General features: G+C 69.6%; 12 protein-coding genes and 1 pseudogene. 3 read left to right on the plus strand and 10 right to left on the minus strand.

From position 1 onward, the window contains the following. Positions 1-120: 120 nt before the first annotated feature. The 4 genes from EFAMC1_RS08450 to EFAMC1_RS08465 all read right to left on the minus strand — a co-directional run bounded on the left by EFAMC1_RS08450 (position 121) and on the right by EFAMC1_RS08465 (position 3,668). Positions 121-951, minus strand: coding sequence for an HAD-IIB family hydrolase (locus tag EFAMC1_RS08450; protein ID WP_154053844.1), 831 nt, complete (start codon positions 949-951; stop codon positions 121-123). 243 nt (positions 952-1,194) lie between these two features. Continuing rightward, complete coding sequence (locus tag EFAMC1_RS08455) at positions 1,195-2,247, minus strand: P1 family peptidase (RefSeq protein ID WP_154053860.1); 1,053 nt, start codon at positions 2,245-2,247, stop codon at positions 1,195-1,197. Between the two features lie 167 nt (positions 2,248-2,414). Continuing rightward, positions 2,415-3,104 (minus strand): Maf family protein, encoded by a 690-nt coding sequence (locus EFAMC1_RS08460; protein WP_154053845.1) that lies wholly within the window; start codon positions 3,102-3,104, stop codon positions 2,415-2,417. Positions 3,105-3,107: 3 nt separating this feature from the next. Further along, on the minus strand, positions 3,108-3,668 hold the full coding sequence (locus EFAMC1_RS08465; RefSeq protein WP_154053846.1) for a DJ-1 family glyoxalase III: 561 nt from the start codon (positions 3,666-3,668) through the stop codon (positions 3,108-3,110). Positions 3,669-4,402: 734 nt separating this feature from the next. Here EFAMC1_RS08465 and EFAMC1_RS11510 point away from each other — a divergent pair. Further along, a pseudogene (locus EFAMC1_RS11510) lies at positions 4,403-4,474 on the plus strand (hypothetical protein); the annotation flags it as partial. 639 nt (positions 4,475-5,113) lie between these two features. Then, complete coding sequence (locus tag EFAMC1_RS11280; RefSeq protein WP_261981834.1) at positions 5,114-5,341, plus strand: hypothetical protein; 228 nt, start codon at positions 5,114-5,116, stop codon at positions 5,339-5,341. On the opposite strand, the gene rlmD is transcribed toward EFAMC1_RS11280, so the two are convergent. Both rlmD and ppk1 read right to left on the minus strand, forming a co-directional pair. After that, the gene (gene rlmD / locus EFAMC1_RS08475) at positions 5,338-6,654 is read right to left on the minus strand and encodes a 23S rRNA (uracil(1939)-C(5))-methyltransferase RlmD (RefSeq protein ID WP_154053847.1); all 1,317 of its coding nucleotides are present in this window, start codon (positions 6,652-6,654) and stop codon (positions 5,338-5,340) included. The genes EFAMC1_RS11280 and rlmD overlap by 4 nt on opposite strands. Before the next feature lie 202 nt (positions 6,655-6,856). After that, on the minus strand, positions 6,857-9,583 hold the full coding sequence (ppk1, locus tag EFAMC1_RS08480; RefSeq protein WP_261981835.1) for a polyphosphate kinase 1: 2,727 nt from the start codon (positions 9,581-9,583) through the stop codon (positions 6,857-6,859). Positions 9,584-10,165: 582 nt separating this feature from the next. On the opposite strand from ppk1, the gene argF reads away from it, so the two are divergent. Then, on the plus strand, positions 10,166-11,200 hold the full coding sequence (argF, locus tag EFAMC1_RS08485) for an ornithine carbamoyltransferase (protein ID WP_154053848.1): 1,035 nt from the start codon (positions 10,166-10,168) through the stop codon (positions 11,198-11,200). Between the two features lie 332 nt (positions 11,201-11,532). Here argF and EFAMC1_RS08490 read toward each other — a convergent pair whose 3' ends face one another. Genes EFAMC1_RS08490 through EFAMC1_RS08505 form a run of 4 tightly spaced genes read right to left on the minus strand, consistent with a single transcriptional unit; the run spans position 11,533 to position 14,579 of the window. Further along, on the minus strand, positions 11,533-12,345 hold the full coding sequence (locus EFAMC1_RS08490; protein WP_154053849.1) for a metal ABC transporter permease: 813 nt from the start codon (positions 12,343-12,345) through the stop codon (positions 11,533-11,535). Beyond that, the gene (locus EFAMC1_RS08495) at positions 12,345-13,085 is read right to left on the minus strand and encodes a metal ABC transporter ATP-binding protein (RefSeq protein WP_154053850.1); all 741 of its coding nucleotides are present in this window, start codon (positions 13,083-13,085) and stop codon (positions 12,345-12,347) included. The genes EFAMC1_RS08490 and EFAMC1_RS08495 overlap by 1 nt, the downstream gene beginning before the upstream one ends. Next, positions 13,085-14,110, minus strand: coding sequence for a metal ABC transporter substrate-binding protein (locus tag EFAMC1_RS08500; RefSeq protein WP_154053851.1), 1,026 nt, complete (start codon positions 14,108-14,110; stop codon positions 13,085-13,087). The genes EFAMC1_RS08495 and EFAMC1_RS08500 overlap by 1 nt, the downstream gene beginning before the upstream one ends. Continuing rightward, entirely contained in the window at positions 14,052-14,579 is a 528-nt protein-coding gene (locus EFAMC1_RS08505) for a Fur family transcriptional regulator (protein ID WP_154053852.1), read from the minus strand. The genes EFAMC1_RS08500 and EFAMC1_RS08505 overlap by 59 nt, the downstream gene beginning before the upstream one ends. Positions 14,580-15,186: the final 607 nt, after the last annotated feature.

Consider the following 15,186-nt stretch of genomic DNA (forward strand, 5'->3'; position numbering starts at 1 on the left):
GAGGTCCGTGTCGTTCTTGCTTGCGAGCGCCTGTGGAACTCGTCGCGAGCAAGACCCCTGGGCCCTTTCCTGTTGAGGGCTCATCGGACGACCACCTTGTCCCGGTTGTGGGCGCCCTGCCTACTTGCCGGGGTGCTCGGGTTCGATGACGCGGCGGACGAGCTCGGGGAGGGCACCTTGGTCGGCGGGGGTGTCGAGGATGAGGTCGCAGTGGGGGCGCAGGTCGTCGCTCACGTTGGCGACGGCCACGCCGAGGCCCGCGGCGCGAATCATCTCGAGGTCGTTGGCCGAGTCGCCGAAGCCGACGGTCTCGTCGATGCCCACGCCGGCAATCCGTGCGAGGTCGCGAAGGCCGGTGCCCTTGTTGACGCCCTTGGGGACGACCTCCAGGTAGCGGCCGGACGAGTACGTGATGTCGGCCTTGTCGCCCAGCATGGGCTGCACGACGTCGCGCCCGAAGTCGTGCAGCCACGCGAAGTCCTCGCTCATGAAGATGAGCTTGGGCAGCACCGGTACGCGCGAGAGGTCCTCGTCCTCGAAGGGCGCGATGTGCTTCAGGCTCGAGAGGTAGACCTGCTCGACCTTGGGGACATTCCGCACGAAGACGTGGCTGTCGGTGTCGTAGGCGTGCATGGCCAGGCCGCGGCGCACGCCGAGCTCCCAGAGGCGCTCGGCGAGGTCGTGGTCGAGGTGGTGCTCGGTGAGCGGCTCGGGGTTGCCGTAGCGGTAGACGAAGGCGCCGTTGTACGAGACGACGTAGCTGCCCTCGAGCAGCGCCGGGTCCACGCCCTCGAAGTTGTCGAGGATGGAGCGATAGCCGCGGCCCGAGCTGGGGACGAAGAGCACGCCCAGCTCGCGCAGGCGCCAAAGTGCCCCGATGTTGGGGGAGGGGATGTGGTGCTCCCCGTCGAGGAACGTCTCGTCCATGTCGCTTGCGACCAGCTTGTACATGCGTCTCTCCTTGGTGCCTTCCGAAGTCTGCGCTATCCCCAATATGTTGAGAGCATAGCCCCGCGCACACGTAAAGGCGCCGTCAGGGCCTGATGAGCCCTGGCGGCGCTTGCGGGCTGTCCTGGCAAGGGGATGGCGCCGGGAGATTCGGGTGAGGTCGAGGTGGCGGCGGTGCGATGCGACGGAGGCGGCGTCCGGCGCGTGGCACGGCTCCGCGCTCGCTCAGGCCCCTGCCGCGCGGCCCTACAGGCTCGCCGCGCCGGGCAGGCCGTGCGAGGTCTCGGCCGTGCGGGCGCCGTCGGCGATGGCGCGCTCGAGGGCGCGGGTGGCGAGGATGCCCACCACGTCAACGGGCATCTCGACCTCGCCCGTCGCCATCACGAAGACGGTGTCGCCGTCGTTGGTGGTGTGCGTGGGGCGAATCGCGTGCGCGTAGGCATCGGCCGCCATCTGGGCCACCTTCGTGGCCTGGGCCTTGTCGAGCTTGGCGTTGGTGATGACGCACGAGATGGTGGTGTTGGTGCGCGGCGCCGGGCCGTCCGTGCGCGCGGGCGGCTGGGCGTCTCCGGTGCCGCCGTTGCCGAGTGGCATGCGTGCGGCCATCCCAAGCGCGAGGGCGCACTCGTCAACCACGCCCGAGCCGTCCTTTGCCCGCATGCCGGCGATGGCCTCGCCGGAATCGGGGTCGTAGACGTTGCCGCAGGCGTTCACGGCCGCGATGGCGCCGCAGGTGAGCGCGCCTGCCTGCTCCACGTCGGTACCGAGACCCGACTTCATGGCAAGGGCCGGGCCGCCCAGCTTGCCCACGGTACAGCCGCAGCCCGCGCCCACGTTGCCGCGCGGCAGCGGCATGGGGGCGTCGTCGAGCGCGGCGGCCGCGGCCTCGGCGCCGTTTTTCGCCGTGGGACGGACGGAGGCGTCGCCGAAGGCGAGGTCGAACAGGCACGCGCCCGAGACGATGGGCACCTTGGCCACCTGCACGTCGAGGCCGATGCCGCGCCGCTCGAGCTCCTCGGCCACGCCGCACGAGGCCGCGAGGCCAAAGGCGCTGCCGCCCGAGAGCACCACGGCGTGCAGCACGTCGACGGTCTCCTCGGGGCGCAGGAGGTCGGTCTCGCGGGTGGCCGGGGCGCCGCCGCGCACGTCGACGCCGCCCGTGGCGCCGGCGGGGCACACGATGACGGTGCAGCCGGTGCCCGCCTCCTCGTCGGTGTAGTGGGCGATGCGGACGCCCGGGATCTGCGACACGTCGGAGATGGCCTTGGCGGGCGGCTGGGCACCCTGCCCCCTCGTCATCGCCGTGCTGCCCCCGAGCTGCCTCGAGCCGTCCGGCATGGGCTGTCCCGTGAGTGCCTTGCTCATGATCTGTCCCTCCGTATGTGCACGCGGCCCCGTGCGGGCCGTCGTGCCTGGGGTTTGTTTGTGGGCCGAGTGTCGTCTGCGCGTTCGCCGGTCCGGCGCCGCTAGGGCCGCGGCCCCGCGAGCAGGCCGTCAAGCTCGCGAAGGAGCCGCGCGACGGGCAGGCCCACCACGTTGAAGTAGTCGCCCGAGATGCCGCTCACGAGCGCGCGCCCGAGGCCCTGGATGCCGTAGGCGCCGGCCTTGTCGGCGGGCTCGCCCGTGGCCACGTAGGCTTCGATGTCTGCATCCGAGAGCTCGAAGAACGTGACGTCGGTCGTCTCGACGAACGCCCGCACTGTCACATTTCCTTCCGTATGATATGTCACATTCTCGGTCGCCGTGCGGCCGTGCCCGCCGCCCGCGGAGCCGTCTGCCTCGCCGCCCACCACCGCGACGCATGCGCCCGTCGACACGTGGTGCGTGCGGCCCGAGAGCATGCGCAGCATGCGGCGCGCGTCGGCCTCGTCGACGGGCTTGCCGAGGTCGACGCCCTGGAACCACACCGTGGTGTCAGCTGCCACGACGACGTCCCCCGCCCGCGCGCCCGCCAGTGCTGAGGCCGCCTTCGTGCGGGCGAGCCGCTCCACGAGCGCGACGGGGGCCTCGCCCGCTCGCGGCGTCTCGTCAACGTCCTGGGGCGCCACCACCGGGTCGAAGCCAGCCTCGCGCAGGAGCTCGACGCGCCTCGGCGAGCCGCTCGCAAGCACGAGCCTGCCCACGCGTGCCGGCAGGCCAAAGACCGTGTCCGCCATGCGCTACTCCGCCTTGTCGGTCTCGAGCATGCCGTCGGCCACGCGCTCGGCGGCCTCGTCGCCCGCAAGCAGCGCGAGCAGCTCCAGGCCGAAGTCGACCGCGAACGTCGGGCCCGACGCCGTCACGAGGTTGCCGTCGGTGTAGACGCCGAGGGCCTCGGGGCGCACGCCCGCCGGGAAGGCGCCCTCGAAGCCGGGGTAACACGTGGCGACGCGTCCCTCGAGAAGCCCCAGCTCGGCCAGGATGGAGGGCGCGGCGCAGATGGCGCCCAGCTTCTTGCTGGCCATGAACTCGCGGGCGAGCTCGCAGACGCGCTCGTTTGCGCGCAGGTTGGTCGTGCCGGGCATGCCGCCGGGCAGGACGACGAGGTCGCAGGAGGCGAAGTCGTAGTCGCCCAGCGTGGCGTCGCAGTCGATGCCGATCTTGTGGGCGGTGGTGACGTGGGGCGCGTCGTTGATGGAGACGAGCGAGACGTCCTGCCCGCCGCGGCGCAGGACGTCGGCGGGGGCGAGCGCCTCGATGGTCTCGAACCCGTCGGCAAGCAGGATGGCAATGCGTGACATGGGGACCTCCTTGGTCGTATGCGCGGGGTCGTATGCGCAAGGTCATATGCGCAGGGTGCCGGCAATTCCCTCCATTCTAGCGGCACGCTCGGCCCATCTGTGTCGGGCCGAGCACGCTGCCGGCCGTGAGCTGCGCTTACGGCGGGCGCGTGCCCCCCCGCGTGAAGGAGTCCCGATTTCGAGAACCTCCACATGCACATATACTATTTGCCTCAAGGGGGCGGCCGCAGCCGTCCCGACAGCGCGTGAGGTGGAGGAGAGCCGATGAGGCTGCACCAGCGGCGGATTCTTGCGAACTGCCTCCGCATGGAGCTCTACCGGCGCTCGCATCCGGGCGCGCTTGCGGGCGGAGCCGCCGCCGAGCTGTGGGGGCGCTATGCGGGCGAGCTCTTCCAGGTGGACGCCTGGTACCGACAGCTCGTCTGCGACCTCACCCGCTGCGTCCGCAGGCCTCCTGTCTCGTCCGGAGACGACCTGGGCGGCGAGCTGGTCGCGGCGCTCGACGAGGCGATCCGCGCCCTGGCCGCCTCGGCCGAGCGCCTCTACAAGGGCTGGTTTCTCGAGGGGCTCGGCAGCGCGTGGTCGAGCGCCGTCCAGGGCGACCTCGCTCGCTTGGGGCACGTCGACGGTGCCCCCCCCAGCTCGGGGGCTTCTTTGCCGAGGAGGTCGAGCCGCTGCTCGGGCGCGGCGCGGGTCCGGTCGTCGTCATCATCTCCGATGCGCTGCGCTACGAGGTGGCCCACGAGCTCGCGGAGCGGCTCGAGCGCCAGACGCGCGGCATCTGCGAGCTCTCCGGCCGCGGGGCCCCCTTCCCCTCGATCACGAGCCTGGGCATGGCGTCGCTGCTCCCGCCCGCCCCGCTCGAGCTCGGACAGCCTGCTGCGCGTCCGCATGGGGGCGAGCGGCTGCGGGGACCTGCCCTCCTCGCTCATGGGCTTCACGCCACGGGGCTACCTGAGGGTCGCCCAGCCCGGCGCCGGCGAGGCCTTCGTTCACGGCGGCACCTCGCTTCAGGAGCTCTGCGTGCCCGTCCTCAGGTTTCGCAACCTCAGGCGCGGCTCGCGCGGCTACGTCGAGGCCCACGCCGCCAGGATCGCGCTGCTCGGTGCCTCGCGGAGCATCACGGCGCCTCGCGTGGCCCTCGACATCCAGCAGCTCGACGCGGTGGCGGGCAAGGTCTGCCCCGCGCTCTACGAGGTGTGCTTCGAGGACGCCTCGGGCGAGCGCCTGAGCTCCACGGTTCGCGTCCGGACCGACAGGCGCGAGGTCAACGGATGTGCGGGGACCATCTCCGTGCGGCTCGACCTCACGCGGCTTCCCTCGGACGGCTCGCGCGACGCCTTCCTGGTGGCGCGAGTCGAGCAGGGTGGCGAGGTCGTGCGGGAGCGCTTCTCGCTCGACCTGGTCGCAGGCGCCTTGACACCCGGTTTGGCCTAGGAGGTGTCATGACCCTGTTCGATGCGGCAGAGGATGTCTTTGGCCCGGGAGCCGTGGCGGCGCTGGCGGAGTTCGACGCGCTCGAGCGCGAGGGGGAGGAGCTGCGGGCCCGCGGGCGCGTGGCGCCCCCGACCAGCGAGGAGGTCAACGCCGTGCTCGCCTCGCACGGCTTCACTTACGAGATGCTGCCCGCGCACCTGCGGGAGCTCTACGGCGACATCGACGTCGAGGACTAGCTCCTCACGAGCTTCGTGACCGTCTCGACGTGGAACGTCTGCGGGAAGAGGTCGACGGGCGTCACTGAGACGGGCTCGAAGGTCCCGACCTCCCGGAAGCGCGCCAGGTCGCGCGCGAGCGTCGCGGGGTCGCAGCTCACGTAGGCGATGGCGCGGGCGGACTGCTCGGAGAGCTTGCGCACCACGTCCTCGGCCAGGCCCGCCCGCGGCGGGTCCACCACGATGACATCGGCCTCGTCGTCGGGAAACTCCCGGTCGGCGTCGCCGCCCGTGGCCTCCACGTTGTCGAGGCCCGCATCCTCGAGGTTGCGGCGCAGGTCGCGCACGGCCGGGCCGTAGGACTCCACGGCGTCGACGAAGTCGCAGGCGCGGGCGAGCGGCAGCGTGAAGGTGCCCGCCCCCGAGTAGAGGTCCATCGCGACGTCGTTCTCGGCAGGCTCGAGCGCGGCGAGCACGAGCTCGACGAGGCGCTCGGCGCCGACGGTGTTCACCTGGAAGAAGCTCGGGGCCGAGAGGCGCATGGTGCCGCCCGCGATGCGCTCGCTCCAGCTGCCCGCGCCAAAGAGCCGCTCCACGCCAATCACGCGGCGTGCCTTCTGGGGGCCCTTGGTCATGACGCGCACGATCGAGCTCGCGTGGACGTCCTCGAGCACGCGGCGGGCCTGGGCGCGCGGGAAGGCGCCGGTGGGCGTCCAGATGGCCACCTCGACGTCGCCCGTGCGGCTGCTCCGCCGGATGCCCACCCGCTCGATCTCGAGCTCGTGCGAGCCCGCGAGGTAGGCGAGCGCGCCCGAGACGTTCTTGACGAGCTTGGACTCGCGGCCGCGCTCGGGCGCATCGAGCAGGGGAAACTCGTCGACCTTGACGACGGTGCGCCCGTCGGGCGCGTACATGCCGAGGGCCGCATGACGGCCGTTCCTCACGTAGGCGAGCTCGGCCTTGTTGCGGTAGTGCCAGGGCGTGCCGGGCGCCTCGCAGGGCGCGACGAGCTCGTCGGCGTCCGCGAGGTGGCCCACGCGCGCGAGGGCGTCGACCACGTTGGCGTGCTTGGCCTCGAGCTGGGCGGGGTAGGCGAGCGCGGCCCATGGCGTGCAGCCAAGCGCGGGCGCGAGCGGCCAGGTAGGTCTCACGCGGTTGGGGGAGGGCTCGACCACGCTCGTGGCGCGCGCCTTGGAGAACGAGGCGCCGTCGCTCACGAGCTCGGCCTCGACCACGTCGCCTGCCACCGCGCCGGAGACGAAGACGGTCTTGCCTGCCTCGTCGTGGGCGATGGCGTCGGGGCCGTAGGTCATGCGCTCGATGGTGAGTCTCATGGGTTCTCCTCTGCGTGCGGCGTCTCGGCGTCTCTTGAGAATCTGCGGATGAATTGCCTGAGTGTACAGCTTGTGCGGCGATGGGTGGCGTGTCGGCGGCGTCGGGGGGCGACGCGTGCGGCAAAAGGCGGGACCGCCCCGGCCACGGCTGCGTGGCCGGGGCGGTCCCGGGACGTGCGGCGCGCTGCCCGCTGGCTCTGGCCTACTTCTCGGCCTTGCCGAAGAGCGCCTTGAAGCCCAGGCCAAAGAGGGCGAGCGCGGTGCCGAGGCGGCCGTGGCCGCGCCTTGCGAGCTGCGTGGCGGCCTCGTGGGTGTGCTCGTCGGCCTCGGGCGTCGGCGTCGGGTCGATCTCGATGTAGTGCGGGCTCACCTGCGTCGGCGCGGCCTCGGCGGGCTTGGCCTCGGGGACGGGCGCCTCGACGGCGGTGGCTGCAGCAGCGGCGTTCGCGGCCTTCTTGCCCTTGGCGGGCTTGGCGGGGCGCTCGTCCTTGGCGGGCTCGGCCTCGGCGGCGGGCTTGGAAGCCGGCGCAGCGACGGCCGGCGCGGCCTGCGCGGCCGGCGTGGTCGTGGTGGCCGCGGCCATGGACTGCTGCGCCAGCGGGTGGCCGGCGATCTTGCGCAGGCTCGTGGAGAGGCCCGTCGAACCGCTGCGGGTGAGCACGGCGTCGAGCACCTTGGGCGGCAGCGACGCGAGCACCGGCGACAGCGTCACCGAGTCGTCCGCGATGCCGCGCGCCAAGCGGGCGCGGGCGTAGGCCACCGCGATGAGCACCTCCTGGCAGTTGATCTCGGGAACGCCCTCGACGCGCCCGACGCGCGCCCAGGTGCCCTTGCTCGTGAGCTGGCGCGCCTTCACGTTGTCGGCGAGCTGTAGGTCCATGTACTGGATGACCATGTCGCGGCAGGTGGGGTCGATGATCGGGTAGCAGATCTCGACGCGACGCTCGGTGTTGCGCGTCATCATGTCGGCGCTCGAGAGGTAGATGGTGTCGGCCTCGGAGCCAAAGGCGTAGACGCGCGCGTGCTCGAGGAGGCGCCCCACGATCTGGCGGATCTGGATGCCCTCCGTGCGTCCCTTGACGCCCGGCAGCATGCAGCAGATGCCGCGCACGATGAGGATGACCTTGACGCCGGCCCGGCTGGCCTGGGCGAGGCGGTCGATGACGTCGCGGTCGGTGAGCGAGTTCATCTTCATGAAGACCTGCGCGGGCTGGCCGGCCTTGGCGCGGCTGATCTCGCGGTCGATGCCGCGCATCACGAGCGGCTTCAGGCCCACCGGCGCCACGCCCAGGAACTTGTACTGGCCGCGGAGGTTGCCGAGCGAGAGGTTGCGGAAGAAGGCGTTGCCGTCCTCGGCGATGCCGGGGTGCGCCGTGAGCAGCATGAAGTCACTGTAGAGGCGGGCCGTCTTCTCGTTGAAGTTACCGGTGCCGAGGCAGGTGATGCGGCTGATGCCACGGCTGTCGTGGTAGGTGATCTGGCAGATCTTGGAGTGGCACTTGAAGCCCTCCGACCCGTAGATTACGGTGCAGCCGGCGTCCTCGAGGCGGTCGGCCCACTCGATGTTGTTCTGCTCGTCGAAGCGGGCGCGCAGCTCCATGAGGACCGTGACCTCCTTGCCGTTCTCGACGGCAGTCACGAGGCTCTCGCACAGGCGGCTGTGGCGCGCCACGCGGTAGAGCGTGATCTTGATGGAGATGCAGTCGTCGTCGTTGGCGGCCTCGTGCAGCAGGCGAAGAAGCGGGCCCATGCCCTCATACGGGTAGCAGAGCAGGACGTCGTGGTCCTCGACCTGCGGGCGCATCGGTTCGCCGGCCTTCACCATCGGCGACTCCTGCGGCTCGAAGGGCGCGAAGGTGAGCGCGGTCTTGCGGGCCGCGGGAATCTTGCCCTCGATGGCGAAGATGTAGGAGAGGTCTGCCGGCGTGGAGAGACGGAACACACGGCGCTTCTCGAGGGAGAGCTCCTTGCGCACGAAGGTCACGAGGTCCTCGCTGAGCTCGCCCTGGAGCTCCATGCGGACGGGCTGCAGGCGCGTGCGGCGCTTGAGCACCTTCTTCATGTGCTCGCGGTAGTCCTCCTCCTCCTCGACGCCCTCGCCGTCCGGGTCGATGTCGGCGTTGCGCGTCACGCGCACGACGGCCGAGCTCGTGGGGACGTAGGAGCCGAAGAGGCGGTCGAGCATCGAGGTGATGACGTCCTCGACCAGCGTGAAGCGCACGCGGTTCTCGCCGGCGGGCAGCCACACGACGCGCTGCGCGGTGGGCGGCACCTCCACGACGCCGAGGACGCCCTGCTCGCCCTCGCCGTCAAGCGAGCACACGACGTAGAGGACGTCGTTGCGCAGGTTGGGGAAGGGGTGGCGCGGGTCGACGATCATCGGCGAGAGGATGGGCGCGAGGGCCGACTCGAAGCGGCGCTCGACGGCCACGCGGTCGGCGTCGGTGTAGTCGGCCGGCACGACGCGCTCGACGCCCTTGTCGGCGAGCTTGCCCTCGAGGTGCGTGAGGCATTCCTCGCGGCGCTTGTACATGTCGGGCAGCATCTTGAAGAGCACGTCGAGCTGCTCGGACGGGGTCTCGTCGGACTTGTTGTCGGCGGGCTGGTGCTTGAGCTCGGCGAGGTCGGAGAGGCCGCCCACGCGAATCATGAACCACTCGTCCATGTTGGACTGGAAGATGGCGCAGAACTTGATGCGCTCGAACAGCGGGACGGTCTTGTCATAGGCCTCGTCGAGCACGCGGTCGTCGAAGCGCAGCCAGCTCACCTCGCGGTTCTGGGTGTAGGAGAAGTCGCGCTTCCGCTTGGAGCGCCCGAGGTCCTCCGCGCCCATGCCGTCCTTGGCGGGCGTCGCGACCTCGTCTGCGAACTTCGCGGCCTTCCTGTCGAGCTCCTCGGTGGTGGCCTGCGTGTCGTTGCTGTTTCCCATGCGAGTAGATTCTCCTCGTCCTCGAACGTGCGTGATGCCCGCACGCGCCGGGGTCCGGCTGGGCCGGGCTGGCAGGTTCGGGCATCACAATCTTACTCATCGTCCTTATCATTAGTATGTGGGTCGCGTGGGCGACGGTCGGCCTTGCGAATGTAACGAGCTTGTAAGGAATGGGCGCGCACGGCCTGGGCTGGCCTTTTTTGGAGTGCGGGGTGGGTTTTGGGGGCCGAGCGTTGGGCTACTGTCTTTTGCGATTCGGGCACGATGTCTCCGCGTCGTCCCCGCCGCTCGCTCGGGTGCGGTTTGCTCCCTTTTCGCACTCTTTTGCGTCCTGCCTCCTGCCCGCCTCCCGCACCTCTCCTTGACCCACCTCCTGCCCATCTCCCGCATTTCTCTGCCCCCTCATCCCCTGCACCTTTCCCTCTTGTCGCTTGAATCGCGTAATTGAGCTCGCTATAATCACGAAACACAAAGAAGCGAGACAATCTATACATAAACTTGTATAAACTCGCTCAACGATTGCATGTACCGGCGACAAGGAGCCCTGTGGCACCCTCCCGCCGGCTCGGGACGGGAGACACCATGGACCACACCAAGGCAGACGCGGCCGCGACGGCCAAGGGCATCAATCTCTCCGGCCGGAGCTTCCTCAAGCTCCTCGACTTCACCTCGGCCGAGATCGAGTACCTCATCGACCTCGCAGCCGAGCTCAAGGCCATGAAGCACGCGCACCAGCCGCACGACTGGCTGCACGGCAAGAACGTCGTGCTGCTGTTCGAGAAGACCTCCACGCGCACGCGCTGCAGCTTCGAGGTGGGCGCGATGGACCTCGGCATGGGCGTCACCTACCTCGACCCCAAGAGCTCGCAGATGGGCAAGAAGGAGTCCATCGAGGACACGGCGCGCGTGCTCGGGCGCATGTACGACGGCATCGAGTACCGCGGGTTCGCGCAGGCCATCGTCGAGGAGATCGCCGAGAAGTCGGGCGTGCCCGTGTGGAACGGCCTCACCACCGAGTTCCACCCCACGCAGATGCTCGCCGACATGCTCACCGTGCGCGAGCACTTCGGCCGCCTCAAGGGCCTCAAGCTCACGTTCATGGGCGACGCCGGCAACAACGTGGGCGACTCGCTCATGGTGGTCTGCGCCAAGCTGGGCGTCGACTTCTGCGCGTGCGGGCCGGCCTCGCTCATGCCGACGCCCGAGCTGGTCGAGACGTGCCGCGCGGTGGCGGCCGAGACGGGCTCCACGATTACGCTCACCGAGGACCTCGACGAGGGTCTTGCCGGTGCCGACGTGGTCTACACCGACATCTGGCTCTCGATGGGCGAGCCGGCCGAGCTCTGGGCTCAGCGCATCGAGCTGCTCTCGCCCTACCAGGTGAACGCCGCCGCGATGGCCAAGGCCGCCGACGACGCCATCTTCATGCACTGCCTGCCGAGCTTCCACGACCTCAACACCTCGACGGCCGTGGAGGTACACGAAAAGTTCGGCCTTTCCGAGATGGAGGTCACCGACGAGGTCTTCGAGGGACCGAGCTCGGTGGTCTTCGACGAGGCCGAGAACCGCATGCACTCGATCAAGGCCGTGATGTACGCGACCCTGCGCGACGAGTAGGGGATCTCGGTTCGCCTCAAGCGTAGCGACCGTAATAGCAAGACTTCTTCGCGGCCTCCCCTCTGCCAGACGGCGGAAGGGAGGCTGTTTCCTGTCGGATGGGGGGATGGCTGCCATCCCATCCCACCCAAGCGAACGTGCGTAAAACCGAGAAAAAAGGCTTGAGATGGCCTGTTTTTCTCGGTTTTACGCACGTTCGCTGTGAGCGGGATGCTTGGGGAGGGGGCCGGACGAGAGGCGCGGAGGCTTGGGCGGCCGCGGCCTCTCGGGCTCAACTGCGGCTTCTGACAGCCGGGCCCCGTCGGCGGCCGCGGACTCTCTGCGGCGCGGCCCTAGTGGTGGGCGGCGGCGAGGGAGCCCGCCACGCGCTTGCCGATCCCGAGCAGGGCGAGCAGGGCCACGCTCACGAGCACGATCGCGCCGCCCGGCTTGAGGCCGAGGTAGAACGAGGCCGCCAGGCCTGCTGCGCTCGAAGCCACGCCCACGCCGCAGGCCACGACGACGAGCTGCCGCCAGCTCCTCGCCACCACGAGCGCGCAGGCCACGGGCACGACCATCATCGCGCTCACGATGAGCGCGCCCACCGTCCGCGAGGCGACCGAGACCACGAGGGCGCAGAACAGGATGAAGAGCGCGTTGACCGCGCCGGTGCACACGCCATAGAGGCGCGCCCCGCGCTCGTCGAGCGTCACGAGCAGCAGCTGGCGGCGCAGCGCCCAGCAGCAGACGACGACCGCCGCGCCCACGCCGACGACGCCCCAGAGCTCGGCGTCGCTCACCGTCACGATGCTGCCGAACAGAAAGCCCGAGAAGCTCGCCGCGTTGGGCACGAAGCCCGAGAGCACGCCGGCGAGCCCCACGCCCGTGGCCATGACGATGGCGATCGCGAGCTCGGCGTGCGCCTCGAAGCGCCTTCGGATCACCTCTACGCACCCGGCGGCCGCGACCGCGGCGACGGTGGCCCCGAGCACGGGGTTTATGCCCGCAATGAGGCCCGCCGCCACGCCCGCGAGCGAGGCGTGCGAGAGGGCGTCGCCAATCATGGAGAGGCGGCGCATCACGATGAACACGCCCACGAGCGGCACGGCCAGTCCCAGGACGACGCCCGCCACGAAGGCGCGCTGCATGAATGCGTAGGCAAACACTAGGGTCGTCCCCTTCGGGCTCCGCAGGGCTCGGGGACCTCGCTCGTGGAGCCGTCGGCGAGGCGAAGCACCCTGTGGTGGGTCGGCAGCGTGAGGCGCGGCAGGTCGTGGGTCACGAGCAGCACGGCCATGCCACGCCGCTCCACCACGCGCGACATGAGCTCGGAGAAGCTCGCCGCGCTCTCGGCGTCGAGGCCGCTCGTGGGCTCGTCGAGCACCAGTACCTGCGGCTCGTTCACGAGGGCGCGGGCGAGAAGGACGCGCTGCAGCTGGCCGCCCGAGAGCTCGCGCAGAAGGTGGCGCCCGAGGTCACGGATGCCAAGCTCGCCCATGACGACGGTCGCGCGCTCGCGGGCTCCGCGGCGGCGTCCGGAGCAGCTGGCCTGGATCGCCTCGCGCACCGTTGCCGGGAAGTTGCGGAAGTCGGACGCTGCCGCCTGCGGCACGTAGCCGACGCGATGCCAGTCAAATCCGACGCCCGGCCTCTCGCCCAGCACGCGCACCGTGCCGGCGGCGGGGGAGAGCTCGCCCAGCACGAGGCGCACCACCGTCGACTTGCCGGCACCGTTCTCGCCCGTGAGCACAACGAGCTCACCCGCGCTCACCTCGAGGCTCGCGCGGTCGAGCACGGTCCGGCTCCCATAGGAGAAGCAGACGCCCTCAAGCCGTATGCACGCGCCGGTGCCGGCCGGGGGGCAGACGCTCCCGGCTGGTGCGGTGGCGCGGGATGCGGCGCGCATCAGGAGAGCGCCTTCATGAGCTCGTCGAGGTTGGACTCCATTACGCTGAAGTAGTCCTCGCCCTGGGCTATCTGCTCGTCGGTGAGGCCCTCGATCGGGCTCAGCACCTCGCAGGTGGCGCCCGTGGCGTCGGCGATCTGCTTGGCCACCTTGGGGCTCACGAGGTCCTCGGAGAAGATGACCTTGATGTTCTGCGACTTCACCTGGTCGATGATGCTCGCCATGGTCTGCGCGTCGGGCTCGCCCTCGGCGTCCATGCCGGTGATGGGCACCTGCGTGAGGCCGTAGGCGTCGCAGAGGTAGCCGAACGCCTCGTGTGAGACGACGATGGTCTTGTTGGGCACGGCGCCCAGCTTGTCCTTGAAGTCCTGGTCGAGCTGGTCGAACTCGGCCGCGTACTTCTCGTAGTTGGCCTCGAAGTCGGCCTTGTGGTCGGGGTCGACCTTCACGAGCGCGTCCTTGATGTTGGCGAGCTCGGCCTTGGCGTTCTCGGGGTTGAGCCACACGTGCGGGTCGACCTCACCGGGCTCCTCGCCGACGCGAAGGGCGATGCCCTCGGAGGCCTTGACGCTAGCGGGCGTCTTGTCGCCGAGCGAGGAAAGCGTGTCGTCGACCCAGTGCTCCATCGAGGCGCCGTTGTAGACGAAGAGGTCTGCGTCCTGGATGGCCTGCACGTCGGCGGCGGCGGGCTCCCAGTCGTGCGGCTCGGTGCCGGCGGGGACGAGGTTGGTCACCTCGATGTCATCGCCGCCCACCTTCTTGGCGAAGTCCTCCATGGCGTAGAAGCTCGTGACTACCTTGACCTTGGCGCCCGAGTCCGTCTGGGCGGCAGCCGCCGACGCGGCGGCCGTGTCGGGCCCCTTTGCGCCGCAGCCCGCGAGCCCCAGTGCGAGCAGGGCCGCGAGCAGCGCCGCAAGCGCGGCGAGCGCGCCGCGGGCATGCCCGTCAAGCCCCTGCCACCAGCCGCTAAGCCTTCTCGTCTCCTCCGCCGACGCATGGGGAGCCGCTATCTTCGTGACCGTCATTCCCTGTCCCTTCCGAGCTCTCCTCCTCGGAACGGCGGCAGTCCGCGCATACCCCACAGAGCACCGTGCGGCGGCTGTCGAGCTCGAAGCCGTGGTGCTCGAAGACATGGTCTGCGAAGCTGGCAAGCATGGAGCAGTCGAGCGGGAAGACGCGCCCGCACTCGAGGCAGAGCAGCTGGCCCTGCTCGGCGTCGTCCGGCGTGGCCAGGCGATAGAACGCCGATGAGCCCGGCGCGCCCACCACCTTGGTGACCTGGCCCTCCTGCGAGAGGCGCTCGAGCGTGCGGTAGACCGTGGTGCGCCCGATGTTGGAGCCCTGGCTGCGCAGGATCCCCAAGATCTCGTCGACCGTCTGGTAGCGGTCGGCGTTCTGCTCGAGGCAGGTGGCCACGAGCTGGCGCTGCTCGGTCTTGTAGGTGGTGTGGGCGTGCGTCTGGCGCCTGTCCGTGTCTGCTGCTTGCCTGCCCATGTCCTGCTCCCTCGACGAATGTCTCAGGACGTATCGTAGGGCAGCGAACCGCCTCCGTCGATTCGGAATCGTGAGTTGCTGGCGTCCTCGTTTCGCATGGGGGTGACCGTGGAGCAGTCGGCCGTCTCTGTGTATGAAAACGAAAACCGATTCCGAATCTTAACCACTGTATGAGCGGTGTCAATAGAAAATGGAAACCAATTCCAAATATATTGCGAACAGAGGGGCGGGTTGCTGGTTGGAGGGCCGGGATTCTGGGCCGGCGCGGCTTGTCGGCCTTGCGATTCCGCCCATGGTGGGGCTGCCGCAAGCAAAACTATCGAGTTTGCTGCAGTCCAATCGCGAGACCTCGAGTACACGGCCACTTGCGGATCGTAAACATGCAGGTAAATTGATTGCGGTTATCTCAGCTACTTGAGAAGTCGTGCTTGAACTGCAGCAAACTCGATAGTTTCGCAAGACGGGGCGCGTGGGGGCGACGCGACGCCCAATTCAATCGCTCCTGCGGCAAAATGAGCGGCCCCGTATGCGGTGCCTGCACAGTCGGGGACGGCTTGGCCGCTGCGCAAGCCACGAGGCGGGCGGCGCGGTCGTGAAGACCGCGCCG

Origin of the sequence: Olsenella uli, assembly GCF_901212675.1 — a bacterium.
Lineage (GTDB): Bacteria > Actinomycetota > Coriobacteriia > Coriobacteriales > Atopobiaceae > Parolsenella > Parolsenella uli_B.

Excerpts from the sequence above, each read along its gene's own strand:
- EFAMC1_RS08450 (WP_154053844.1), bottom strand. The coding sequence starts at position 951 with ATGTACAAGCTGGTCGCAAGCGACATGGACGAGACGTTCCTCGACGGG.
- EFAMC1_RS08455 (WP_154053860.1), bottom strand. The coding sequence starts at position 2,247 with ATGACGAGGGGGCAGGGTGCCCAGCCGCCCGCCAAGGCCATCTCCGAC.
- EFAMC1_RS08460 (WP_154053845.1), bottom strand. The coding sequence starts at position 3,104 with ATGGCGGACACGGTCTTTGGCCTGCCGGCACGCGTGGGCAGGCTCGTG.
- EFAMC1_RS08465 (WP_154053846.1), bottom strand. The coding sequence starts at position 3,668 with ATGTCACGCATTGCCATCCTGCTTGCCGACGGGTTCGAGACCATCGAG.
- EFAMC1_RS11280 (WP_261981834.1), top strand. The coding sequence starts at position 5,114 with ATGACCCTGTTCGATGCGGCAGAGGATGTCTTTGGCCCGGGAGCCGTG.
- rlmD (WP_154053847.1), bottom strand. The coding sequence starts at position 6,654 with ATGAGACTCACCATCGAGCGCATGACCTACGGCCCCGACGCCATCGCC.
- ppk1 (WP_261981835.1), bottom strand. The coding sequence starts at position 9,583 with ATGGGAAACAGCAACGACACGCAGGCCACCACCGAGGAGCTCGACAGG.
- argF (WP_154053848.1), top strand. The coding sequence starts at position 10,166 with ATGGACCACACCAAGGCAGACGCGGCCGCGACGGCCAAGGGCATCAAT.
- EFAMC1_RS08495 (WP_154053850.1), bottom strand. The coding sequence starts at position 13,085 with ATGCGCGCCGCATCCCGCGCCACCGCACCAGCCGGGAGCGTCTGCCCC.
- EFAMC1_RS08500 (WP_154053851.1), bottom strand. The coding sequence starts at position 14,110 with ATGACGGTCACGAAGATAGCGGCTCCCCATGCGTCGGCGGAGGAGACG.
- EFAMC1_RS08505 (WP_154053852.1), bottom strand. The coding sequence starts at position 14,579 with ATGGGCAGGCAAGCAGCAGACACGGACAGGCGCCAGACGCACGCCCAC.